The sequence below is a fragment of the Bradyrhizobium sp. MOS002 genome (assembly GCF_003020115.1).
GTDB lineage: Bacteria > Pseudomonadota > Alphaproteobacteria > Rhizobiales > Xanthobacteraceae > Bradyrhizobium.
Genome location: NZ_PYFX01000002.1, coordinates 263125 through 286691, shown reverse-complemented (window position 1 = coordinate 286691; position 23567 = coordinate 263125). Strand labels below are relative to the sequence as shown.

The 23567-nt window shown below is 64.2% G+C and carries 25 protein-coding genes; 16 read left to right on the top strand and 9 right to left on the bottom strand.

The features are described 5' to 3' along the window. Nucleotides 1-5: 5 nt before the first annotated feature. The 3 genes from C7G41_RS06030 to C7G41_RS06020 all read left to right on the top strand — a co-directional run bounded on the left by C7G41_RS06030 (nt 6) and on the right by C7G41_RS06020 (nt 2572). Nucleotides 6-818: an MBL fold metallo-hydrolase gene (locus tag C7G41_RS06030; RefSeq protein ID WP_106941707.1), complete on the top strand. Its 813-nt coding sequence runs from the start codon at nt 6-8 to the stop codon at nt 816-818. Between the two features lie 65 nt (nt 819-883). After that, nucleotides 884-1405 (top strand): hypothetical protein, encoded by a 522-nt coding sequence (locus C7G41_RS06025; RefSeq protein ID WP_199198214.1) that lies wholly within the window; start codon nt 884-886, stop codon nt 1403-1405. Between the two features lie 117 nt (nt 1406-1522). Beyond that, on the top strand, nt 1523-2572 hold the full coding sequence (locus C7G41_RS06020; RefSeq protein WP_106941705.1) for an amidohydrolase: 1050 nt from the start codon (nt 1523-1525) through the stop codon (nt 2570-2572). 96 nt (nt 2573-2668) lie between these two features. Here the strand turns inward: C7G41_RS06020 and C7G41_RS06015 are convergent, their stop codons facing one another. Continuing rightward, the gene (locus tag C7G41_RS06015; RefSeq protein WP_199198213.1) at nt 2669-3124 is read right to left on the bottom strand and encodes a cupin domain-containing protein; all 456 of its coding nucleotides are present in this window, start codon (nt 3122-3124) and stop codon (nt 2669-2671) included. A gap of 233 nt (nt 3125-3357) precedes the next feature. On the opposite strand from C7G41_RS06015, the gene C7G41_RS37675 reads away from it, so the two are divergent. Continuing rightward, nucleotides 3358-3651 carry a hypothetical protein gene (locus C7G41_RS37675; RefSeq protein ID WP_199198212.1) on the top strand — a complete coding sequence of 98 codons (294 nt, stop codon included), beginning with the start codon at nt 3358-3360 and terminating at the stop codon, nt 3649-3651. Here C7G41_RS37675 and C7G41_RS06005 read toward each other — a convergent pair whose 3' ends face one another. Both C7G41_RS06005 and pcaB read right to left on the bottom strand, forming a co-directional pair. Beyond that, nucleotides 3652-4908 (bottom strand): aminopeptidase, encoded by a 1257-nt coding sequence (locus C7G41_RS06005; RefSeq protein WP_106941703.1) that lies wholly within the window; start codon nt 4906-4908, stop codon nt 3652-3654. 112 nt (nt 4909-5020) lie between these two features. Further along, nucleotides 5021-6382: a 3-carboxy-cis,cis-muconate cycloisomerase gene (gene pcaB / locus C7G41_RS06000; protein ID WP_106941702.1), complete on the bottom strand. Its 1362-nt coding sequence runs from the start codon at nt 6380-6382 to the stop codon at nt 5021-5023. 461 nt (nt 6383-6843) lie between these two features. On the opposite strand from pcaB, the gene C7G41_RS05995 reads away from it, so the two are divergent. Continuing rightward, nucleotides 6844-8403 (top strand): winged helix-turn-helix domain-containing protein, encoded by a 1560-nt coding sequence (locus C7G41_RS05995; protein WP_106941701.1) that lies wholly within the window; start codon nt 6844-6846, stop codon nt 8401-8403. Between the two features lie 44 nt (nt 8404-8447). On the opposite strand, the gene C7G41_RS05990 is transcribed toward C7G41_RS05995, so the two are convergent. Both C7G41_RS05990 and mddA read right to left on the bottom strand, forming a co-directional pair. Then, nucleotides 8448-8870, bottom strand: a complete 423-nt coding sequence (locus tag C7G41_RS05990; RefSeq protein ID WP_106941700.1) for a GFA family protein — start codon at nt 8868-8870, stop codon at nt 8448-8450. Nucleotides 8871-9076: 206 nt separating this feature from the next. Beyond that, nucleotides 9077-9862 (bottom strand): methanethiol S-methyltransferase, encoded by a 786-nt coding sequence (mddA, locus tag C7G41_RS05985; protein WP_106942172.1) that lies wholly within the window; start codon nt 9860-9862, stop codon nt 9077-9079. A gap of 134 nt (nt 9863-9996) precedes the next feature. Between mddA and C7G41_RS05980 the strand changes: the two genes are divergently transcribed. Then, nucleotides 9997-11547 (top strand): winged helix-turn-helix domain-containing tetratricopeptide repeat protein, encoded by a 1551-nt coding sequence (locus C7G41_RS05980; RefSeq protein WP_106941699.1) that lies wholly within the window; start codon nt 9997-9999, stop codon nt 11545-11547. 7 nt (nt 11548-11554) lie between these two features. Here the strand turns inward: C7G41_RS05980 and irr are convergent, their stop codons facing one another. Further along, on the bottom strand, nt 11555-12037 hold the full coding sequence (irr, locus tag C7G41_RS05975) for a Fur family transcriptional regulator Irr (RefSeq protein ID WP_106941698.1): 483 nt from the start codon (nt 12035-12037) through the stop codon (nt 11555-11557). 174 nt (nt 12038-12211) lie between these two features. On the opposite strand from irr, the gene C7G41_RS05970 reads away from it, so the two are divergent. The 5 genes from C7G41_RS05970 (at nt 12212) to C7G41_RS05945 (ending at nt 17921) form a co-directional block, all read left to right on the top strand. Next, the gene (locus C7G41_RS05970) at nt 12212-12523 is read left to right on the top strand and encodes a hypothetical protein (protein ID WP_106941697.1); all 312 of its coding nucleotides are present in this window, start codon (nt 12212-12214) and stop codon (nt 12521-12523) included. Nucleotides 12524-12741: 218 nt separating this feature from the next. After that, nucleotides 12742-14292, top strand: coding sequence for an ABC transporter substrate-binding protein (locus C7G41_RS05965; RefSeq protein ID WP_106941696.1), 1551 nt, complete (start codon nt 12742-12744; stop codon nt 14290-14292). 199 nt (nt 14293-14491) lie between these two features. Further along, nucleotides 14492-15463, top strand: coding sequence for an ABC transporter permease (locus C7G41_RS05955; protein ID WP_106941695.1), 972 nt, complete (start codon nt 14492-14494; stop codon nt 15461-15463). Further along, on the top strand, nt 15460-16299 hold the full coding sequence (locus tag C7G41_RS05950) for an ABC transporter permease (RefSeq protein ID WP_146159751.1): 840 nt from the start codon (nt 15460-15462) through the stop codon (nt 16297-16299). Before C7G41_RS05955 ends, C7G41_RS05950 begins: the two co-directional genes overlap by 4 nt. 2 nt (nt 16300-16301) lie before the next feature. Next, nucleotides 16302-17921 carry an ABC transporter ATP-binding protein gene (locus tag C7G41_RS05945; protein WP_199198211.1) on the top strand — a complete coding sequence of 540 codons (1620 nt, stop codon included), beginning with the start codon at nt 16302-16304 and terminating at the stop codon, nt 17919-17921. 15 nt (nt 17922-17936) lie between these two features. On the opposite strand, the gene C7G41_RS38985 is transcribed toward C7G41_RS05945, so the two are convergent. Beyond that, on the bottom strand, nt 17937-18206 hold the full coding sequence (locus C7G41_RS38985) for a hypothetical protein (protein ID WP_106941693.1): 270 nt from the start codon (nt 18204-18206) through the stop codon (nt 17937-17939). Nucleotides 18207-18549: 343 nt separating this feature from the next. Between C7G41_RS38985 and C7G41_RS37670 the strand changes: the two genes are divergently transcribed. Together C7G41_RS37670 and C7G41_RS05935 are read left to right on the top strand one after the other, a co-directional pair. Further along, a complete protein-coding gene (locus C7G41_RS37670) occupies nt 18550-18714 on the top strand; it encodes a hypothetical protein (protein ID WP_199198210.1) in 165 nt (54 codons plus the stop codon). After that, nucleotides 18711-18920: a hypothetical protein gene (locus tag C7G41_RS05935; protein ID WP_106941692.1), complete on the top strand. Its 210-nt coding sequence runs from the start codon at nt 18711-18713 to the stop codon at nt 18918-18920. The genes C7G41_RS37670 and C7G41_RS05935 overlap by 4 nt, the downstream gene beginning before the upstream one ends. Nucleotides 18921-19023: 103 nt before the next feature. Here C7G41_RS05935 and C7G41_RS05930 read toward each other — a convergent pair whose 3' ends face one another. Then, nucleotides 19024-19314 carry a hypothetical protein gene (locus C7G41_RS05930; protein WP_199198209.1) on the bottom strand — a complete coding sequence of 97 codons (291 nt, stop codon included), beginning with the start codon at nt 19312-19314 and terminating at the stop codon, nt 19024-19026. Between the two features lie 120 nt (nt 19315-19434). Continuing rightward, on the bottom strand, nt 19435-19782 hold the full coding sequence (locus C7G41_RS05925; RefSeq protein ID WP_106941691.1) for a hypothetical protein: 348 nt from the start codon (nt 19780-19782) through the stop codon (nt 19435-19437). Between the two features lie 133 nt (nt 19783-19915). On the opposite strand from C7G41_RS05925, the gene C7G41_RS05920 reads away from it, so the two are divergent. The 3 genes from C7G41_RS05920 to C7G41_RS05910 all read left to right on the top strand — a co-directional run bounded on the left by C7G41_RS05920 (nt 19916) and on the right by C7G41_RS05910 (nt 23504). Next, complete coding sequence (locus tag C7G41_RS05920) at nt 19916-20236, top strand: hypothetical protein (protein WP_106941690.1); 321 nt, start codon at nt 19916-19918, stop codon at nt 20234-20236. Nucleotides 20237-20459: 223 nt separating this feature from the next. After that, nucleotides 20460-21185, top strand: coding sequence for an outer membrane protein (locus C7G41_RS05915; RefSeq protein ID WP_106941689.1), 726 nt, complete (start codon nt 20460-20462; stop codon nt 21183-21185). A 165-nt stretch (nt 21186-21350) separates the two neighbouring features. Then, complete coding sequence (locus tag C7G41_RS05910) at nt 21351-23504, top strand: methyl-accepting chemotaxis protein (RefSeq protein ID WP_106941688.1); 2154 nt, start codon at nt 21351-21353, stop codon at nt 23502-23504. Nucleotides 23505-23567: the final 63 nt, after the last annotated feature.

Here is a 23567-nt window from a genome sequence, read left to right as displayed (position 1 = left end):
GATTGATGCGGCGATTGGTTTCGGCGGCTCTGGCGCTGTTCGGCGCATTCCTCTCACCTGCCCTCGCCCAGCAGCCTCAGCGCAGCGAGTGCCTGGCGATGGCGAATGCGGCCCCCCGCGTGACGCCGGTCGCGTTCCGGCAGGTCGCGGCCTCGGCTGAAGTCCAGATCACCTATGCCGGCCATTCCACCTATTTCATCGACACGCCCGGCGGCTTGCGCATCGCCACCGACTATAGCGGAGCCTACCAGGTGGGACGGCTGCCCGATGTCGTCACCATGAACCGGGCCCACAGCACGCACTACTCGTTATACCCCGACAAGCGCATTCCTCGTGTGCTGCATGGCTGGGGCGAGGACGGCAAGCCGGCCATCGTGTCGGAACGCATCGGCGACACCTTCATCCGCAACGTCACCACCGACATCCGCCGCTATTTCGGGGACGATTCCGGCGCCGACATGATCCGCGACGGCAATTCGATCTTCATCTTCGAGGTCGCGGGCCTCTGCATCGGCCATCTCGGCCATCTTCACCACAAGCTCGATGACAGCCACTTTGCCCAGATCGGGCGGCTCGACATCGTGATGGTGCCGATCGACGGCACCTATACCATGTCGCTCGACGGCGTCTCCGAGATCACCAAGCGGCTGCGCGCCTCGGTGGTGCTGCCGATGCACCGCTTCGCCACCCCGCTCGACGATTTCATGGAACGCATCGGCCAGCAGTTCGAGATCGACCGGCGCATGGAGCGAAGTTTCCGGATGTCCCGGGATGCGCTGCCGTCGAAGCCGACGGTGATCATCCTCGACGGCGTCTGACGCGCAATTTTCTCCAAGTCGGCTGCCCGCCGGTCGTGCTGATCTCCTCGCAACAGGAGATCGACATGACCGACTTTGCGAGATTATTGCACGCGGACGGACCGAACCCCGAGCACGCGGCGGCACTCCAGCTTTACGGCCGCTTCGTCGGCGATTGGGACGCCGAGATCACCGCCCATGGAGCCGATGGAACGAAACACACCGCGCCCGGCGAAATCCATTTCGGCTGGGTGCTGGAGGGCCGCGCCGTGCAGGACGTCTGGATCATTCCGCGCCCGGCCGGCAGCCCGGCCTTGCCGATCGCCGGCAATTGGTACGGCACGACGCTGCGGGTCTACGATCCGACCATCGATGCATGGCGGATTTCCTGGTTCGATCCCGGCCGCTGCATATTCCGCCAGCAGATCGGCCGTCCCCACGATGCCGACATCGTGCAGGAAGGCACGACCGAAGCCGGCGACCTGACGCGCTGGAGTTTTACGGAGGTAACCGAGGATTTCTTCCATTGGCTCGGCGAGGTCAAGCCGGCCACCGCAACCGATTGGCGGCTGATGGTCGATGTGAGGGCGAAGCGGCGCAAGGGATGATGACGGCGCCGCTGTGTCCGCGATGACGGGTGCGGTTGCGCAACGCGCGCTGCTGCGTGCGAGGACGAGATGCTAGGCTCCCCGAACAAGAAGCATACGTAAAGGGAGCGCACGCCGATGGCTGCAAGCGGTCTGCCCGCCAACACGAGCGGGTTATTCGTCGAGCCGCGCGAGGACTGGCTCGCGCTGCATCAGGAGGAGATCATCGATCCCTTACGGCCGATCGTCGATCCCCATCACCATCTCTGGAATCGCGGGCACCGCTATTTGATCGAGGAGATGGCGGCCGATATCGCCTCCGGCCACAACATCACCGCCACCGTCTATGTCGACTGCCGCTCGATGTATCGTGCGCACGGACCCGAGGCATTCCGGCCGGTCGGCGAGGTCGAGTTCGCCAATGGCGTCGCCGCGATGAGCGCCAGCGGCGGCTACGGCAAGGCCGCGATCTGCGCCGGCATCGTCAGCCACGTCAATCTGCTGCTCGGCGATGCCGCAAAACCGGTGCTGGAGGCCGAGATCGCGGCGGGCAACGGTCGCTTCCGCGGCATCCGGCATTCCTCGGCCTGGGACCAGGATCCGGCTGTCGCCGGCATGTATGCGAGCCGGCCGCAGGGATTGCTGCAGGACCTGACCTTCCGCAAGGGCTTTGCCTGTCTGGCGCCGCTGAACCTCAGCTTCGACGCCTGGCTGTTCCATCCGCAGATCGGCGAGCTGACCGAGCTCGCCCGCGCATTTCCCGACACCAGGATCGTGCTCGACCATTGCGGCGGCCCGGCCGGAATCGGCCGCTTTGCCGGGCGACGCGAGGAGGTGTTTCCGCAATGGCGTGCCTCGATCCGGGAGATCGCCAAATGCGAGAACGTCGTGGTGAAGCTCGGCGGGCTCGCGATGTGCCTGCTCGGCTACGACTTCCATTTGCGCGAGAGGCCGCCGTCATCCGAGGAGCTTGCCGCCGCGTGGCGGCCTTACGTCGAAACCTGCATCGAGGCGTTTGGATCCAAGCGTGCGATGTTCGAGAGCAATTTTCCGCCGGACAAGGGCCAGTGCAGCTACCAGGTGATCTTCAACGCCTTCAAGCGTATCGCCGCGCCCTTGAGCGAGACCGAGAAGACGGCGTTGTTCTCGCAGACCGCGAGCAATTTCTACCGGCTCGATTTGCCCTGAAAAGGGTTGCCGTCATGACGAGAACAGGGCCGGGATGTTGATCCCGGCCCTGTTCCGTCGTTGCCGCTGGGAAGCGTCCTTGAAACTGTCGAACTCTTAATTGGCGCCCATCAGCGAGGCCGGCCGGCGCTCGCCGGTGGAGACGAGGATCTTCTTGAGCTTGTTGACGACGCGGATCAGGAATCCGATCATCACGGGATTGGTCTTGCGGCAGAACGCGATCTTCTTGACGTGGCCTTCGACATGCCATTTGGCATGCGCGCCGTCGCGGAAGAAGATGACGTCGCCTGGGCCGTAACGCTTCGGCGGCATGCCGTCGCTTTCGAGCACGATCGATCCTTCCATGATCATGATCGTCTCGTCGATGTCGTAGTACCAGTTGAAGCGGCCTTCGGTACAGGCCCATATGATGGTCGAAGCGGTGCCGTCGGCGCTGGTGGACAGGATGTGCGAGCGCGACACCGGATTGCCTTCGATGATCCAGGACGGTTCGATCGGCCGCAGCTCGAGCTCAACATTGCAATTATTGATTTCAATCAATGTGCGCGACATCTGTTCCTCGGGATAAAATATGACCTGCCCGGGTCTCGGCCCGGATTGTTCAAAGATGGCGGGAACGCTAGTAGCCGATTTTTAATTCTTTCTTACGCAGGGCTCGACAATCAGCCGCAAGTTGCGGACGCGAAACGGTTAACGTCGCGATTTCCCTGCAATTTCGCGCACATGAACCCTTCTTTTCCGGGGTGCGACAAAGTGCGCGCAGCTATCTGAAAAGAGCCATGCCGATGCCCCTCACCCCGGAGGTTCTCGCAGCGCAAGGCGAGGTCGTCGCCTGGCTCGGCAGCCTCGATGTCTCCTTCGCAACCGAAGAGGAGCCATGGTTCACCGTCGACGGCATCGAGAACCACCGGCAGATCGGCAGCGACGGCTCCGGCGGCGTGTTCATACTGCTGCCGTCTCAGACGCGGTGGCGGCCTCCGAGGCCATCGTGCGGGCCACCGACGGCTCGCCCGTTCACGACGCTGTTCAACCGCTCCAGCATCGACAACAGCCCGATGCTCCGCAACGCGGCGGCGTAGTTACTTCGCCCATTCGCCCTTGCGAAACACCGGCACTTTGCTGCCGTCGGCCAGAATGCCGTCGATGTCGGTCTCGGCTGAGCCGATCATCCAGTCGATATGGATCAGGCTCTGGTTGCCGCCTTGCGCCGCGATCTGCTGCGGCGTGAGCTGCGCGCCGTTGACGAAGCACTTCGAATAGCACTGGCCGAGCGCGATGTGCGAGGCCGCGTTCTCGTCGAACAGCGTGTTGTAGAACAACAGCCCGCTCTGCGAGATCGGCGAGGAATGCGGCACCAGCGCCACTTCACCGAGACGCCGCGCGCCTTCGTCGGTGTCCAGCACCTTGTTCAGCACCTCCGCGCCGCGCGAGGCCTTGGCGTCGACGATCCTGCCGTCCTCGAAACGCACTGCGATGTTGTCGATCAGCGTGCCCTGGTAGGACAGCGGCTTCGAACTCACGACATGGCCGTAGACCCGCCGGCAATGCGGCGTGGTGAACACTTCTTCCGTGGGGATGTTGGCGTTGCAGCTAATGCCATTCTTGGCGAGCGAGGCGCCGCCTTCCCATTCATGGCCGTCGGCGAGACCAATGGTGAGATCGGTGCCGGGACCTGAATATTGCAGCGCGCGGAAGCGCTGGCCATTGAGCCAATTGGTGCGCTCGCGCAGCACCGCATTATGACTTGCCCAATTGGCCGGTGCGTCCTCGCGATCGACGCGGGACGCCGCGAAGATCGCATCCGCGAGCTTGCCGATCGCAACCTCTTCCTGATCGTTGGGAAACACCAGCTTGGCCCAGGCCGCGGTCGGATAGGCGATGATGTTCCAGTTGGTGTCGAAATTGACGATCTTTTCCAACGCCGGCTGATAGGCGATGGAATTGGCCTTGCTGGCGCGCGCGACCTTGGAAGCGTCTTCGCCCGACAGCAGCATCGGATTGTCGCCGACGATGGCCAGCCGCGCCGTGTTGTCGGAGAATGCCTTGGCCATGCCCTCATAGAGCCAGTTGGCGGCGCGATCGAAGCTGCCGTCGTGGCCGTGACGGTAGCGCGCCAGCGTCATCTCTTCGTCGGAGAGGATAGGCGTCACGATGCCGGCGCCGGCCTTGTAGGCATGCACGGCGATCCGCCGCACCAGCGGCAACGCGATCGCAGGCGCCGTCAAGAGCAGATCCTGGCCGGGCCGCAAGCCCAGGCCCACCTTCACCGCCACCTCGGCCAGCCGGTCGAGCTTCACGGGATCGATGGGAGTGGAGGTGATGCGTTGATCAGTCATGCCGGATCCTCTGCCGAACGTCTCTCGCTCAATTTAAGTCTAGCATCGCGAGACACAAGTGCGCGAGTGCCTTGCGATACCCCAAAGATACGCAGTTTCGCGCATTTGGTTTTCAACGCGTTGCCGATTTCAGCACCCGGTCGACCATGGCGGGAGCAAGGCCGAGGTAATTTTTCGGTGATGTCAGCGCCTCGATCGTGGCACGGTCGATTCTGACAGAGACGCGGGCGTCGGACGACAGCGCGTCCGCCAGTGTCAGACCTTTCTCATTGGCGAGCCGGCAGGCGTCATACACCACATCATGCGCCTCCTGCCGCCCGATCTGTGGCGCGAGCCCCATCATGACGGCTTCGGCCACGATCAGACCGCGGCTGACGGCGAGATTCTCGTTCATCTTGCTTTCGTCCACGATGAGGCCGGCGAGCGCGAACTTCGCCTGATGCAAGGCGCCGGCGGTCAGCACGAAGCTCTCAGGGATCGCCATCCATTCGGCGTGCCAGGGCCCGGTGGCGCGCTCGAAATCCTGCACCATGGCATCCAGCATCAGCCCGGCGTGCTGGCGCACCGCCTTGGACGCCGCGAGCATCAGTTCGGAGGAGATCGGGTTGCGCTTCTGAGGCATGGTCGAGGAAGCGCCGCGTCCCTTGACGAAGGGCTCGTAGACCTCGGCGAATTCGGTCGAGGCCATGATCATGATGTCGAGCGCGATCTTGCCGAGCGAGCCGGTGACCAGCGCCAGGAAATTCACCGCCTCGGCAAAACCGTCGCGTGCGACGTGCCAGGTCGAGGCGGGGACGCCAAGTTTCAGTTCGGCGCAGAGCGCTTCCTGCACCTCGAACCCCTTGTCGCCGAGCGAGGCCAGCGTGCCGGCGGCGCCGGCGAACTGGCCGACCAGGACGCGCGGCTTCAATTCACTAAGGCGCTCGGCGTGGCGGTCGAACATCGCGAGCCAGATCGCGGTTTTGTAGCCGAAGGTGACCGGCAGCGCCTGCTGGAGATGGGTGCGGCCCGCCATCGGCGTGTCGCGGTAGCGCTTCGAGAGGTCGGCGAGGATTTTGCGCAAGCTCGCGATGTCCTGTTCGACGATCTCGATGCCTGCGCGCAGTTGCAGCACCACGGCGGTGTCCATGATGTCCTGCGTGGTCGCACCCCAATGCACATAACGGCCGGCATCGCCGCATTGCTTCACCATCTGATGCACCAGGGGCAGGATCGGATAGCCGACGACATCGGTCTCCTGCCGTAACAGATCGAAATCGAGCGCGGCAACATCGGTCCGCGCCGCGATCTGATCGGCCGCATCCTGCGGGATCACGCCGCATCTCGCTTCCGCCTTCGCCAGTGCCACCTCGACCTCGGCATAGCGCGCGATCGTCGCGATATCGGAAAACACCTCCCGCATCTGCGGCGTGCCGAAGGCATCGCGGAACAGCATGGAATCCAGCACGGTGGTCGAGGGGTGCAAAGCGGGCATGAGCGTTTCTTCGTGGTTTGTGTTTGCGTGATGGCAGCTTACGCACACGGAGCTGTTCGGCAATGGACATTCACCGTTCGTCGCACATTCACCGGTCCAAATGTCGCCTCCGTCATCCTGCGGTGCGAGGCCTGCGACGCGAAGCGGCGCGCGCAGAGCCTCGAAGGATGAACTGGCGGGATGCGGCCGGGCCGTCTATCCTTCGAGGCCTCCGCTTCGCTACGGCGCAGGATGACGGCGATTAAGTGTGCGCTCAGCAATATCTTCAGCGTGGGGACCGCGAGAATCCAGCCGAAACCGCCAGATTCTAGTTCAGGTTGTATTCCCCCCGTAAACCGCATGGCTGTCATCACGCGATCGTGGTGAACCGGACGGCCCCCTCGGCGGACTCACGGAGATCAGCCGAAATCCGTCTTGATTTGATCATTGCCCGATGTCGCCGTGAGGTCTGAGTTTTCGACGTGCAGTTTCTGTTCCGGGATCACCTGCTAGATACCGACTTGCGCGAGCTGAGCCGCGAGCAGGTTCCCGTTGCCGTGGAGCCGCAGGTGTTCGATCTCGTCGTCCACCTCATGGAGAACCGCGACCGGGTGGTCAGCAAGGACGAGCTCATCGACAAGATCTGGCACGGGCGCAGCGTCTCAGAATCCACCCTGACCAGCCGGATCAATGCGGCACGCAAGGCGGTCGGAGACAGCGGCGCGAGCCAGGCGCTGATCCGCACCATCTCGCGCAAGGGTTTTCGTTTCGTCGGCGACGTCGAAACCAAGCATGGGGCGACCGCACTGGACCCCCGCTTCGGCGCGAAGGTTCTGCAGGCTCCGCTGCCGCTGCCGGACCGGCCGGCGATCGCGGTGCTGCCCTTCACCAACATGAGCGGCGACCGCGAGCAGGATTATTTCTCGGACGGGATCAGCGAGGACATCATCACCGCGCTGTCGAAGCTGCGCTGGTTCTTCGTCATCGCGCGCAACTCCTCCTTCGTCTACAAGGGCCGCGCGGTGCACATGAACGAGGTCGCGCGCGAGCTCGGCGTGCGCTACGTGCTCGAAGGCAGCGTGCGGCGGAGCGGCGATCGCGTGCGGATCTCCGCGCAGCTCAACGACGTCTCGACCGGCAGCCATCTCTGGGCCGAACGATACGACCGCGAGCTTGCGGACATCTTCGCCGTGCAGGACGAGATCACCGAGGCGATCGTCGCCGCGATCGAGCCGCAGCTCTATACCGCCGAAAGTTTTCGCGCTCAGCAGAAGCCGCCAGGAAGCCTGGATGCCTGGGACCTCGTGATGCGCGCATTGTCGCATTACTGGCGCATCACCCGCGAGGACAATGCCGCCGCGCAGGGATTGCTCGAAAAGGCCGTCGCGCTCGATCCCGCCTATGGCAAGGCGCTCGGCCTGCTCGCGACCAGCCACATCTTCGGCGCGCATATGGGCTGGTCCGACATGGCCGCGACCGTGCCGGTCGCCGAGCGCGCCGCGCTCGCGGCGGTGGAGGCCGATCGCGAGGATGCCTGGGCCCATCATGGCCTGGCCTATACTTATCTATTCCGCCGCCGCTTCGACGACGCGCTCGCGGAATTCGAACTGGCGCTGAACCTCAATCCGAACTTTGCGATGGCGCATGCCTTCTACGGCGTGACGCTGTGCTACGCGGGCCGATGGCAGAACGGCGATGTCGCCGCGCGCCGCGCGCTGCGGCTGAGCCCACGCGACCCGCTCGCAGCGATCTATTGCGGCGTCGCGGCCTACGCACGGTTCATCGGCCGCGATTACGAAGGAGCCGCACAGATGGCGCGCGAGTCGATGCGACAGCGCGCCGATTTCGTCGGCGCGCATCGCGTGCTGACGGCCGCCGCCGGGATGTCAGGAGATTCCGCGCGCGCGGCTACCGCCCTGGAAGGCTTGCGCCGCGCCCAACCCGGCATCTCGCTCGCCTGGATCACGCGCGAGCTGCCGATGCTGCGGGAAGAGGATCGCGCGCATTATCTTGAGGGATTACGGCGCGCGGGGATGAGCTAGCGAATCTCTCCTCTCCCGCTTGCGGGGAGAGGAGAAGGCCGCCGCTACTCCTGCATCATCTCGCCACTGCCGCCGAATTCGGCCGGGAAATCCTTGAGCTTGGGCAGGCCGTCGCGCATCGGCAGCACCGTCTGGGCATAATTGACATGGACGCCCGGCGCGAACGCGAGCGTGGGGATGGTGGCGGTGAAGACGTCGACCAGGCCGAGCGGCGGATGGTTCGTCATGAGATGACCGCCGCACTTCTTGCAATATTTGCGCTGGCTGAGCGGCGTTTTGGTGAAGGTCTCGACGTTTTGCGCGCCTTCGGTGATGCGCACGGCTTCGGGCTTCCACAGGCTGAAGGCGTTCACCGGACCGCCCGACCACGAGCGGCACGAGCTGCAATGGCAATAGCCCATCGCCTCCGGCGCGCCTGTGACCTCGATCGTGACCGCGCCACAGAAGCAGTTTCCGACATGTTTCATTGGATCGTCTCCGTTGATGATTGTTTGAATTCCTCTCCCCGCTCCTGTTTGCCGATAACTCGGCAAAGACGGATGCGGGGAGAGGCGTCGGGGTGAGGGGGATTCACCCCGAGAAACGTTGAAGGCTGGGTCCGGCAAGATCCGTTACGCGCCTCGGCGCCGCCGCGCGTCCTCCTTTCGGCGGACGCGACGGAAAGACGCGCCGGCTATACCGACTTGCGCCAGGGAATAAGCATCGACACCCGTTGTTTGTACTGCCGGTACTCGTCGCCGAAGAGATCGATGAGGTCGTGCTCCTCCAGCGCGATGCCGACGAAGATGTAGAGCGTGGTCACGGCGGCGAACAGCAGATGGCCCGCGGTCATGACCGGCGCCGCCCAGAACGCGATGATGAAGCCGAGATAGATCGGATGACGGACGAATTTGTAGAGCAGCGGCGTCTTGAAGCGCGGCGGCGACGCCTCCCTGCCGACGAGATGATTGGTCACCTGATGCAAGCCGAACAGCTCGAAGTGATTGATAATGAAGGTCGAGGTGAACACCAGCACCCAGCCCACCAAAGACAGCGTGACTATCGTCACAGCAAGATCCGGGTTCGCGACGTCCCATATGACCGTGGGCAGCGGACGCCACTGCCAGAACAGGAGGAGCAATGACAGGCTGGCGAACAGCACATAGGTGCTGCGCTCGACCGGCCTGGGGACGTACTGCGTCCACCATGCCTTGAATTGCCGGCGCGCCATCACGCTGTGCTGGACCGCAAACAGGGCCATCAGGAGCAGATTGATGATGACGGCCTCGGCGACGGGCGTGTCGGTCCCGGTGTCGATGGTCTTCGGCACCACCAGCCCCATGACGAAGCCGATGGCGTAGAGAATGGTGACGAAAAACACGAGATACGCCGCAATTCCGTACAGAAAGGCGATGAACCTGAAAATGCGTGAGCCCGCAACCGGGCCGATAGGATCAACCTGATGATCAATTTGGGTCATAAACAGCTCCGTTGTGCCAAAACGCCGGCACTTCATGGGTCGCTGCACCATGCCGCACCGGAGGTCCCAAGACTTTCGCGGACGGTTGATTTTCGCCTGAGACGACTTTGATTTTTGCTTGAGACGACAGAAACGTGCGATTTCGCTTTGAAAACAACGTGCTCGATGGCGACCTGCGGGAACTCACCTGCAGCGGAGCCGCCGTGCCGTTGCAGCCGCAGGTGTTCGATCTCCTGCTCTACCTGGTGGCGCAGCGCGCGCGTGTGGTCAGCAAGGATGACCTGATCAGCGAAATTTGGAGCGATCGGATCATCTCTGATTCCGCCCTGAACAGCCGGATCAACGCAGCCCGCAAGGCGCTCGGCGACGACGGTGCGAGCCAGCGGCTGATCAAGACCATTCCGCGCAAGGGCTTTCGTTTCGTCGGCGAAGTCCGGGAAGAAGTGGCAGTCGCGACGGCGCCCGCTGAACCCGCCGCTGCCCTGCCGCGCGCGCTGGCGGACCGTCCGGCGGTCGCGGTGCTTGCTTTCGAGAACATGAGCGGCGATCCCGCGCAGGACTATTTCGGCGACGGGATCAGCGAGGACATCCTCACCGCGCTGTCGAAGCAGCGCTGGTTCATGGTGATCGCCCGCAACTCGTCCTTCACCTACAAGGGACGCGCGGTCCACATCCGGCAGATCGCCGAGGAACTCGGCGTCCGCTACGTCGTCGAAGGCAGCGTGCGCAAGTCGGACAACCGGGTGCGCATCACCGCGCAGCTCAACGACGCCACGACGGGCAGCCATCTCTGGGCCGAGCGCTACGACCGCGAACTGATCGACGTGTTCGCCGTGCAGGACGACATCACTAACGCGATCGCGGCGGCGATCGAGCCGCAGATTCATGCGGCGGAAAATTTTCGCGCCCATCGCAAGCCCCCCGCGAGCCTGGATGCCTGGGATCTCCTGATGCGGGCGCTGTCGCATTACTGGCGCGTAACGCGGCGGGATCACGAGACCGCGCGGGCGCTACTGGAACGCGCGGTGGGGATCGATCCGAATTACGGCCAGGCGCTGTCGGTGCTCGCGGCGAATCACATGTTCGGTGTGCATCTCGGCTGGGCCGAGCTTGCCGTGGTGGCACCGGTGGCGGAAGCCGCCGCGCTCGCCGCGGTGCGCTGCGACCACGAGGATGCCTGGGCGCACGCCGCGCTGGGAAGCGTCTATTTCTCGACGCGAAGGCTTGCGGACGCACTGTCCGAGTTCGAGCAGGCGCTCGCGCTTAATCCGAACTTCTCGCTGGCGCAGGGCTATTACGCACTGGCGCTGTCCTATGCCGGCCGGCCGAAGGATTCATTCGAGGCAGCGCAGCGGGCAATGCGGCTCTCGCCGCGCGATCCATCCCTGGCGATCTATCACGGCATCGCCGGCTATGCCCGCTTCACCGAGCGGCGCTATGGCGAGGCCATCGCGCTCGCGCGCGAGGCGATCCGCCACCGCGGCGACCTCACCGGCGCCTACCGCGTGCTGGCGGTTTCTGCCGGCATGATTGGCGACGGCGTGCTTGCGGAGATGGCGCTGGGCGAGCTTCGCCGCACCCAGCCCAACATCTCGCTGCACTGGATCGCGACGCAATTGCCGTGGGCCAATGGGGCCGATCGCGAGCACTATCTGGAAGGATTCCGGCGGGCCGGCTTGCGCTAGTCGATCCTCATGCCGGGTTCGCGTCGCGCTTCCGCCGCAGATGGACGACGACGTCGAGCCGCGCGATCTCGTGGCCCGGGAGCGCCTCGGGTATCCTTGTGAAGGTCAGGCCGTCGGTGACGTCGACCAGCACATCCTCGCCTTCGAGGTAGAAATGCGGATGCACGGACGTATCGGTGTCGAAGAACGACTTGATGCCGTCGGCCGCGATCCGGCGCAACAGGCCGGCTTCGGTGAACTGGTTCAGCGTGTTGTAGACGGTCGCAAGCGACAGCCGCAGATTGGCGGCCATCGCTTCTTCATAAAGCCCCTCCGCTGTCACATGACGATGGGGGCAGAGGAACAGCATTTGGCCGAGCGCCAGGCGGTGGCGCGTCAGCCTGAGGCCGGCATCGCCGAGCAATTGCGCGCAACGTGCCGACGCCTCGTCCGCGAAGGCGATGGCGATATCCTCTGAATCCGCTTCGGGTGGGGTGGAATGGACGTTCATCGCCGATGCACCAGTTGACCGGGCACGCGGGGCTTCACGCGTCCTGCCATCAGATCGCAGAAGCGGCAGCCCGGCTTTGATCCCGATCAAATCCGGAACGCGCCCGCCTCTGACCTATCGCAAGGCGGCCGACTTTATTTCCGGCCAGAATAGCCTGACATCAATGAGGCTCACATGTCCAAGCCGGTTCCCGACAAGGCAGAGATCGCGCTCGAATATCCCGACAAGTTCTATGTCGGCACCTTCGGGCATTCATCGCGGTTCGAGGCACGTCTCGACGGCAGCGGCGTCGCGCTGGTGCTGGAGCAACCGGGCACGGCGGACGAACGCAAATCGGTGCACCTGCACCTCAATTTCGGTCTGCTCGCCGGGATCCTGCGCGAACTTGCGGGCAGTGTCGCGGCCATCCCCAAGGACGACATCGCGCACCGGGAGCAACTCGCGGATGCGCTTGCCGAGTTGCAACAGGTGCTGCGGCCCGGCTGAAGCCGTGCGGCGCGGCGGCCCCGGCTTGGCCGCCAAACGCCAAAACAGGACGCGCTGTACATTTTTTGTGCGAACACTGTCGAGACTTTCATCTTGCGGCGCCGAATGAGACTGTGTGAGCCTCGATACCGGATGGGGACTGGGACGGGCCGGCCATAGCTTTGCGCGCCACGACGTACGAAGCGTTTGCGGCTGGTCTCGCTTGAGAAAGATACGACATGTCAAAACGAGTGTTGCTTGGTGTCCTCCTGGCTTGCGGTCTCGCGGCCCCGGCGCTGGCGCAAGAGCCGAAAGCGGGTGGAGCGATCAATGCCGTGATTCAGCCCGAGCCGCCCGGCCTGATGCTGGCGATGGTCCAGAACGGCCCGGTGCAGATGGTGTCGGGCAACATTTTCGAAGGCCTGCTTCGCTACAGCCCCAAGCTCGAACCGCAACCGGAGCTCGCCGAGAGCTGGAGCGTCAGCGAGGACGCAAAAACCTACACATTCAAGCTCCGGAAGGGCGTGACGTGGCATGACGGCAAGCCCTTCACCGCCGCCGACGTGCTGTTCTCTCTCGAGATGCTGAAGCAGACGCATGCGCGGGCCCGCAACAATCTCGCGCAGGTCGACAAGGTCGAGGCTCCCGACGACTACACGGTGGTGTTCACGCTGAAGCAGCCGTTCGGTCCGTTCCTCGGCATCTTCGAGGTCGGCTCGATGCCGATGGTACCGAAGCATCTCTATGAAGGGACCGACTGGAAGACCAATCCTTACAACAACGCCCCGGTCGGCACCGGCCCCTTCATGTTCAAGGAGTGGCAGAAGGGTTCTTTCATCCGCCTGGTCAAGAACCCGAACTATTACGAGAAGGGCAAGCCATATCTCGACGAGATCTACTGGCAGATCATTCCCGATGCCGCGGCGCGCTCGGTGGCGTATGAGACCGGCAAGGTCGACGTGCTGCCCGGCGGCTCGGTCGAGAATTTCGACGTGCCGCGGCTGTCCAAGCTGAAGGACACCTGCGTCACCGGCGCCGGCTGGGAGTTCTTCTCGCCGCTGGCCTGGCTGTGGCTCAACAACCGCCAGGGTCCGCTCGCCGACAAGCGGGTGCGGCAGGCGGTCATGTATGCGATCGACCGCGACTTCGCCAAGGACGTGATCTGGAACGGGCTCGGCAAGGTCGCAACCGGCCCATCCGCCTCGACCATCAAATACTACACCGACGACGTGCCGAAGTACCCTTACAATCCCGCCAAGGCCAAGGCGCTGCTGAAGGAAGCCGGCTACAAGGGCGAGAAGATCCGCCTTCTGCCGCTCGCCTATGGCGAGACCTGGCAGCGCTGGGGTGAAGCCGTGAAGCAGAACCTCCAGGACGTCGGCATGAACATCGAGACCATCGCCACCGACGTCGCCGGCGGCAACCAGAAGATCGGCGACTGGGACTACGACATCGCCTTCACCTATCTCTACCAGTACGGCGATCCCGCCCTCGGCGTCGGCCGCAACTACGTCTCCAGCGCCATCGCGAAGGGCCAGGTGTTCAACAACGTCGAGGGTTACTCCAACCCGGAAATCGACAAGCTGTTCGCCGACGGCGCGGTGGCGACGCCCGACTCCAAGCGCAAGGAGATCTATGAGAAAGCGCAGAAGATCCTGGTCGAGGACGTGCCGGTGGCCTGGATGCTCGAGCTGCAATTCCCGACCATCATGCGCTGCAAGGTCAAGAACCTGATCACCACCGGGATCGGGGTCAATGACGGCTTCAAGGACGCATGGCTCGACAAGTGAGGGCTGCCGCTCCGAACTCCCCTTGCCTCTCCCGCTTGCGGGAGAGGTCGCTACGCTCGAAGAGCGCAGCGGGTGAGGGTTCTCTCCACTTGGCAATCCCTCTGAGGAAATATCCTCTCCCCCACCCTCTCCCGCAAGCGGGAGAGGGGGCGCACCGCGATTGCCGCTGCGTTCAACCTGATCTGATCGCCATCTAACAATGCTCTCCTTTGTCGCTCAGCGTGTCGTGAAGGGCGTGATCGTCCTGCTTGCGATCGTCGTCCTCAACTTCTTCCTGATCCGGCTCGCGCCCGGCGATCCCGCGGTCGTGATGGCGGGCGAGGCCGGCGCCAGCGACCAGATCTTCGTCCAGCAGCTCAGGGAGAAGTTCGGCCTCGACAAGCCGCTGCCCGAGCAGCTCTTCGTCTACGTCAAGGGCGTCGTGACGCTCGACCTCGGCTTCTCCTTCCGCCAGCAGGCGCCGGTGTCGAAGCTGATCCTGGAACGGCTGCCGGCGACGCTTCTGCTCACGCTGACGGCGTTCGCGATTTCGCTGGTGCTCGGCATCCTGTTTGGCACCTTCGCGGCGCGCTTCGCGGGGACCTGGCTCGACACCGCCATCACGATCTTCGCGCTGATCTTCTACGCCATGCCGATTTTCTGGGTGGCGCTGATGGGCATCCTGTTGTTCTCGGTCACCGTCGATTGGCTGCCGAGCTTCGGCTACGAGACGGTCGGCGCAAACCTCTCCGGCCCTGCCCATGTGGTCGACGTCGCAAGGCATCTGATCATGCCGGCGATGACGCTCGGCCTGTTCTTCATGGCAACCTACACCCGCATGACGCGCGCCTCGATGTTGGAGGTGAAGCGTCTCGACTTCGTCAAGACCGCGCGCGCCAAAGGCCTGTCCGATGCCGTGATCCAGCGCCGCCATGTCCTGCGCAACGCGTTGCTGCCCGTCGTGACGCTCGCCGGCGCCCACTCCGGCACCCTGATCGGCGGCGCCGTCATCACCGAGACGGTGTTCGCCTGGCCTGGCATCGGACGCCTGATGTACGACGCCCTGCTCCAGCGCGACTACAATCTGCTGCTCGGCGTCTTCGTGATCTGCTCCGCCATGGTCCTGACCTTCAACCTCATCACCGACCTGGTCTATCGCCTGGTCGACCCGCGCATCGAATTCACCACATGAAACAGTTCTGGAAATCGATGCTGAGGAGCCCGAGCGGCGTCATCGGGCTCATCATCCTGCTCTTTGCCATCTCGGTCGCCTTGTTCGGTCCGATGCTGTTCCCGAACTCGCCCTGGCGCATGGTGCAGCGGCCGTTCCTGCCGCCGTTCACGCTCGCGACCGTGCCGCTCGGCACCGATGCGCTCGGCCGCGACGTCTTCGCCGGCATGATCTTTGGCGCACGCGTCTCGCTGCTCGTCGGCATGGTATCCACCCTGGTGGCGCTGGTCGTCGGCGTTCCCATTGGCGCCATGGCCGGCTATTTCGGCGGCAGGGTCGACGACGCCCTGATGCGCTTCACCGAGTTCTTCCAGACCATTCCGAGCTTTGCGCTCGCGATCGTGCTGGTCGCGATCCTGCAGCCCTCGATCTACTCGATCGTGGCCTCGATCGCGGTGGTAAGCTGGCCGCCGGTCGCGCGCCTCGTCCGCGGCGAGGTGCTGTCGCTGCGCACGCGGGAATACGTCCAGGCCGCCGTGGTCACGGGCCAGAGCAACACCTGGATCATCATGCGCGAGATCCTGCCGAACGCGCTGTCGCCGGTGATCGTGCTGGCCTCGCTGATGGTGGCGACCGCGATCCTGCTGGAATCCTCGCTGGCGTTCCTCGGCCTCGGAGATCCCAATCTGATCTCCTGGGGCTACATGGTCGGTGCCGGCCGCACCGTGATCCGGCAAGCCTGGTGGATCACCGTGTTTCCCGGCGTCGCCATCCTGATCTCGGTGCTCGGGCTCAATTTGATCGGCGAAGGCCTCAACGACGCGCTCAATCCGCGCCTGTCGCGCGAGGGGCGCTGACCATGACCGCCCCCGCCACCGTCTCCATCAGGAACCTGCGGATCGCGCTGCCCAAGAGCGCCGAGCGGCCGTTCGCCGTCGACGGCATCTCGCTGGACCTGAGGGCCGGCAAGATCGTCTGCGTCGTCGGCGAATCCGGCTCCGGCAAGTCGATGTGTGCGCATGCGCTGCTGGGCCTCTTGCCCGACACGGTCTCGGTCACATCAGGAGAAATCCAGTTCGAAGGCCGCGACCTGCTCAAGCTCGACGACGACGGCTGGCGCGATCTGCGCGGCCGCCGGCTCGCGATGATTTTTCAGGAGCCGATGACCGCGCTCAATCCGTTGATGCGGATCGGCGACCAGATGGCGGAGATGTTCGAGGCGCACGGGCTGCTCACGCCGAGGGAGCGGCGCGCAAAGGCGTTGGCGCTGGCGCGCGAGGTCGGCCTCCCCGACCCCGAGCGCATCGTGCGCGCCTATCCCCACCAGCTCTCCGGCGGCCAGCGCCAGCGCGCCATGATCGCGATGGCGCTCGCGCTCGAACCGGCGGTGCTGGTGGCGGACGAGCCGACCACCGCGCTCGACGTCACCACGCAGGCGCAGATCCTGAAGCTGATCCGCAACCTCCAGCGCAATCGCAACATGGCGGTGATGTTCATCACCCATGATTTCGGCGTGGTCGCCGACATCGCCGACCAGGTCGTCGTGTTGCGCCATGGCAAGGTGGTTGAGGAAGGCCCCGCCGCGGCCGTCTTCAACGCGCCGCAGCACGATTACACCAAGGCGCTGCTCGCCGCCGTGCCGTCAATGGACCCGCCCGCCCGCACCCCCCTCGACGACCAGGCCAAGGCGGTCGAGGTGATCGGACTGGACAAGACCTACGTCACCTCGGGCGGCTGGTTTCGCGAGGACCGCCGCGTCGATGCCGCGCGCCAAGTCAACTTCACGATTCTCAAGGGCGAGACGCTCGGCCTGGTCGGCGAATCCGGTTCCGGCAAATCGTCGGTGGCCCGCCTTGTGATGCGGCTGATCGAGGCCGACCGCGGCACCGTGCGGACCGGCGAGACCGATCTCACAAAGCTCGCGGGCAAGGCGCTACGCGCCGAGCGTCACCGCATCCAGATGATCTTCCAGGATCCGTTCGCTTCGCTCAATCCGCGCCGCAAGGTCGGTCATATCATCGCCGACGGCCCGATCGCGGCCGGCACCGATCCGAAAGTGGCGTTCGACCGCGCCCGCGATCTCCTCAAGATGGTCGGCCTCGATGCCGGCGCGCTCGAGCGCTATCCGCATGAATTCTCCGGCGGCCAGCGCCAGCGCATCGGCATTGCACGCGCACTCGCGCTCGAGCCCGAGATCATCGTCGCGGACGAGGCCGTCTCGGCGCTCGACGTCTCCGTGCAGGCGCAGGTCCTGAGGCTGCTCGAAGACCTCAAGGCCCGCCTCGGCCTCTCGATGCTGTTCATCACCCACGACCTCCGAGTCGCAGCGCAAATCTGCGACCGCATCGCCGTGATGCAGCGCGGCGTCATCGTCGAGCTGAAGCCGACCGCGCAGCTGTTCGCAGCCCCCGAACATGCCTATACGCGCGAGCTGCTCGCGGCGGTGCCAGGGCGCAAGGAGCGCGCGCCGGCGGCGTGAGTCAGCCGATCGCGGCTACTTCGTTCGAGGATTCGTGTTGTTCCAGGTGGGGACTGAGTTTGTAACGCCGACGGAGGGCTGGTTGGACGTTCCGATCGACGGCGCTGTCACGGTCCCGACAGTCTGCCCGGAACTTCCAATCGTCCCTTGCTGTACCGGTGCTCCGGAGCGTCCGCTCGTGCTGCCCGGTGTACCTGTCGCCGATGTCTGTGCGTTGACAGCGAGTGGCGCTGCGGCAAATCCGAGAGCAACAAGTGCAGCAATGGAGCGTTTCGTTGTTGTCATGGCTAATCCTTTCGGGGGCGGTCTCTCAATCGCGATGCCGTTCGTCGAGGCGCTCGTGCACCGAGTGACCTTACAACTCCACGCGCGAGAAAATGTGCCGCCATGCCATCCACCGCCGGGCTCAACACTTCATCACGATGCTGCGAAGCAGTCCCCGCCGACAGATAGCCATGGGACCGGCGCATCGCTGAAGGTATCCCGCTCCACTTCAGGAACGGAGTGCTCACGGGCTTTTTATCCTTCGTGAGCGCCCGCACGGCTGCAAAGCCGAAGCAGGCACCCCACATGCGGATGGAATGATTTCCATCATGTGATGATGGATTGAGGATCCATTGGAGCCGACATGGGCCAGGTTATTCAGTTTGTCTCGAAATCCGAGCGCGAGCGCATTCGCCTCATCCAGGAAGCGCGCGCAATCTACGACAGCATCTTCCCGCCGGCTGATCCGGCGAGCGAACCATCGAGAGGAGCCTCCGCGCATCGCAGCGACGGAGGCAACCTCGCGTGATCAAGATCATCGCCGTGCTCTGCAACCTCGCCTCTCCAGCGAACTGTCATGAGCAGATCGTCACCACATCCGACTTCGCCGACGTCTCGATGCAATCGTGCCTGATGGGTGCGCCGCAACTCGCCGAATGGATGAACCAGCATCCAGCCGAGCGCCTCGCCGGATGGCGCTGCGTGATCGGCCAACAGGTCGGCCGGGGCATTTAGGATCGGGGGCGCGTCGTCCCTGAGCGATCCGAAATGCTCTATCTTCTCTCTGGCCTCGCGACCGGCACAGGGTGACCGGCCTTGGCTCACCGTACGGGCGCGCCTACCTGACGGGAGGGTTGGTGTTGTTCCAGGTCGGGACTGCGTTGGTCACGCCGACCGACGGCCAGTTATACGTGCCGATCGATGGCGCCGTGACCGTCCCGACCGATTGTCCGCTCGACCCGTAGGCTCTGGGCTGCGCTGCCAGCGATCCCGCGCTCCCATAGCTCGGAGCCATCACGCCGGTGCTGTACGATCGGCTTGACCGGTGCTTCCTTGCTTCAGCCGCGAACGGCGCGGCAAGCAAACCGATGGTGACGAGTGCGGCAATGGCGGGTTTGATGCTTCTCATGGCTGATCCCTTCATTCTGCGGGCCCCTTGCCATCTGTTCATTCCGTGGAGAATTCCTATAGGCATCCGTTCATAACTCCGTGCGCGGGCGAAGGTGCCGGGAGCGGTCGCACGGCATGATCAGCGCCGCCGCGGACGACAGGCCTTGCGGTTGTGGCGCTCCTTGACCGTCGCGACCGAGTGCATCAGCTCCTTGAAAGCCGCGACCGCCTTGTCGTCGCCGAGTGCGCTGTCACCGAGCGCTTCCAGATGCTCAATGACCACGAGCAGCGCATCCGCAACCTGGCCGATCTGCTTGCCGTAACTGCCGACATCCGACAGCAGGTCCTTCTCGACATCGGGCGCCGAGGATTGGCCCACCGTGATGTTCACGAGACCGAACTGGCCGCCGGCCGGGCTGAAGAACGACGTGATCGGGTTGATGGACTGAACGACGTCCCCCGACAGAGGGAGTTTGAACACCGGCATGCGGTTTTCCTTTCCTGGCTGAGCCCGGCGGGCGCGAGACTAGCACGCGCGCCCGCTACGTGTGCCTCGCCTTCGGATGGACCCGAATCAGCTCTAATGCATTCACCTCATCGACTTCGCGTATTGAGGCGACATGACCGGTCCCGAACTGAAGCAACTCCGCAACGATCTCTCAGACGTCCTCGAGCGCAAGCTCACCGTGGCCGACATGGCCCGGCTTTGCGGATTGCCGGAGAAGGGCGGCGCCGACACCATCCGGCGCTGGGAAGTGAGCGGCCCGACACCGTCGGCGACCAAGGTGCTGCGCGTGCTCGCGATGGCGAGCGAGCGCTATCCGATCCTGGATAAGTTCGACGTCTTCGATCGTCATGACGTGCGCGAGGAAGACCGGCCCGCAAAGCGCGCTGCATTCCGTGAACAGATGCGCGATGAGGCGCGGCGTCGTCTTGGTTAATCCGATGCGCGCGCAAGTTACCCGGACAGCTGTGAGTTAAGCCTTCCTTCACCACTTCTTAAGCCGACATTAAGTACGAAAATCATTTACGGCCCAATAAGTTAGGTTGGCTGCCGCTGTGCCATGCATGTGACAGCATTTTCGTCAAAAGCGAGCTATCTGCAGAACCAACGACGGCGCGGAAAGCGCGCCTGCCGGGGACCTAAGTGTTGGAGTTTAGACTATGAAGAAGATTCTGTTTGCAACCGTTGCGCTGCTCGTGGTGGGCGCTGCTGCGCCGGCGGTCGGTGCCGATCTCGGTAACCGCAACTACTATAAGGCGCCCGCGCCCGCCTATGCCGCGCCGATCTACAACTGGACCGGCTTCTATATCGGCGGCCATGTCGGCGGCGCGTTCTCCAGCGACAACAATTTCAACGGCCTCTCCACCGGCAATAACGGCAACGGCCGTTTCCTCGGCGGCCTGCAGGCCGGTGCAGACTGGCAGTTCAACCCGAACTTCGTTGTCGGCGTCGAAGGCCAGTATTCCTGGCTCTCCGGCAGCGTCGGCGCGGTGTTCCCGGGCGGCGTCGCCTACACCAACGACCAGCGCGGTCTCGGCTCGATCACCGGCCGCGTCGGCTACACCTGGGGTCCCGGCCTGCTCTACGTGAAGGGCGGCTACGCTTATTCGGACAACAACGAGAAGGTGACCGTCGGCGGCGTGCCGGCCGGCTTCATCATCACCGGCGACCACCGCAACGGCTACACCGTCGGCGCCGGCCTCGAATACATGTTCGCGCCGAACTGGTCCGCCAAGGCCGAGTACCAGTACTACAATTTCGGCGACGCGCACTTCACCGCGGGCCCGCTGGCGGGAACCGGCAACTTCACGACCGACGACCACACCATCAAGGCGGGCGTCAACTACCGCTTCAACTGGGCCAACTCGGCGGTCGCGCGCTACTGAACGGTTATCAAGTCCTTACCGTTATCGGGGGGCCGGCATGATTGCCGGCCCTTCTTCTTTCGCTCTGCGGAATGCACGCAACCGATTGAGCAACTTGCGATTTTTTAACCTGCCCCAAGGATACTCCTCGGCGAAAACATAAAGATCACGCGTGGGGGAATTTCGATGGCGATCCGTCTGGGCCTTGGCCGTTTGCTTGGTCGTATCCGGCCTCGTTTCAAAATGCCGGCATGGGGCGTGCGCGGCAGCCTGTTCACGGCCTTCGCGGTGATCGCGGGCATGGGCCTCGTGATTGCAGCCGGCGCCGGCTTCGTCTTCAACCATCTCGGCAGCACCATGATGGACCTGAGCGGTCGCGACATCCCGCGCCTCTCCGCCAGCCTTCAACTCGCATCGCAAAGCGCAACGCTCGCGGCGCAGGGGCCGGGCCTCCTGGCGTCGCCGTCCGACGAGGCGCTGAACGAACGCACCAAGAAGGTGCAGGAGATCCAGCAGCTCGCCATGGCCAAGCTCGGCGAGATCATCGAGCTCGGCGCCGACAAGCAGATCGCAACCGCGTTGCGCGACACCGCCAAGAGCATCGACGAGGCGACCCAGAGCCTGGTGTCGGCGGCGCGCGAGCGGCTCGATGCCGGCGCGCTGCATGACAAGCAGTATGAAGCGCTCCGCAAGGCGCAGCTCACCTTCGTCGGCGCGGCCGGTCCTGCCATGCTGGATGCGCAGACACGCCTGAACGCGATCCTCGGCGCGGCGGAAGTTTCCGCCGACGATGCCACCGAAGCCGCTCGCACCGTCTCCCAGGTCGCGACCATCTCCGCCAACGGCAATCTGATGGCCGCCGACATGATGGCGGCGCTGTCGGCCAACAACAGCGATACGCTGGAGGCGATCGAGAAGGAGTTCAAGGCGACGCGCGACCGCGTCAAGTCGAATCTCGAGGACCTGCCGAACATGGCCTCGATGCAAGCGGTGCGCGACACCGTGCAAAAGCTGTTCGCCTTCGGTGAGGGCAAGTCCGGCGTGTTCAAGATCCGCCAGAAGGAGCTCGACGCCATCGACTACGGCCAGACCATTCTGGACGAGACCCGCAAGCTCAACGTCGGCCTCGGCATCAGCGTGCAGCAGCTGGTCGAGGGTGTGCAGAAGGAGACCAATGCGTCGACCTTCCAGGCGCGGCAGGAGATCTCGCTCGCGACCACCGCGATGCTGGCACTGGGCGCACTGATGCTGGTCGGCTCGGCGCTGTTCGTCTGGCTCTACGTCGGCCGCAACATCCTGCGCCGCATTCGCGAGCTTCAACGCGCCATGCAGCTGCTCTCGGCCGGCGACCTCGACACCGAGATCGTCCGCTCCCGGCAGAACGACGAGATCGGCGCGATGAAGGAAACGCTGACGGTGTTCCGCGACAGCATGATCGAAGCCCGGGCGCTTGCGAGCGAGCAGGACAGGGATCGCGTCGCCAAGGCCGAGCGTGCGGCGCAGATGGAGGCGAAGATTGCGGAATTCGAAGGCGCGGTCCGCTCCGCGCTCGACAATCTCGCGCAGTCGGCCAATTCGATGCAATCGACCGCGCAGAGCATGTCGAACACGGCAGACCAGTCCAATGCGCTGGTGAACGCGGTTGCCTCCGCAGCCGAGGAGACCTCGGTCAACGTGCAGACCGTGTCGTCAGGCACCGAGCAGCTCTCGTCCTCAATCGAGGAGATCAGCAAGCAGGTCGTCACCTCGGCCGCGATCGCCAGGAAGGCGGTCGACGAAGCCGGCGCAACCGACGCCACGGTGCAGAGCCTCGCCGACAGCGCGAGTCGTATCAGCGTCGTGGTCGACCTGATCCAGACCATCGCCTCGCAGACCAATCTGCTGGCGCTCAACGCCACCATCGAGGCGGCGCGCGCGGGCGAAGCCGGCCGCGGTTTCGCGGTGGTCGCCTCCGAGGTGAAGAGCCTCGCGAGCCAGACCGCCAAGGCGACGGAGGAGATCCGCAGCCAGATCGCCAGCATGCAGTCGGTGACGACTTCGGCGGTCTGCGCCATCCAGGGCATCGGCCGGATCATCGGCGAGATCAACGACGTCACCACGACGATCGCCGCCGCGGTCGAGGAACAGGGCGCGGCGACACGCGAGATCGCCCGCAACATCCAGCATGCGGCCGGCGGCACCAGCGAGGTCTCCAGCAACATCGTCGGCGTCTCCACTGCTTCGGCGGAAGCCGGCGCAGCGGCGAACGAAGTGCTCGGCGCCTCCGACGCGCTCCGTCGCGAAGCCGACATGCTGCGCGGAGAGATCGACGCGTTCCTCAACAACATGCGGGCGGCGTAGGCCGCCGTTCCGTAGCCCGGAATGACCGCTATGCGGGCCGCGCCAGCGTTCTTTTTCGGCTGG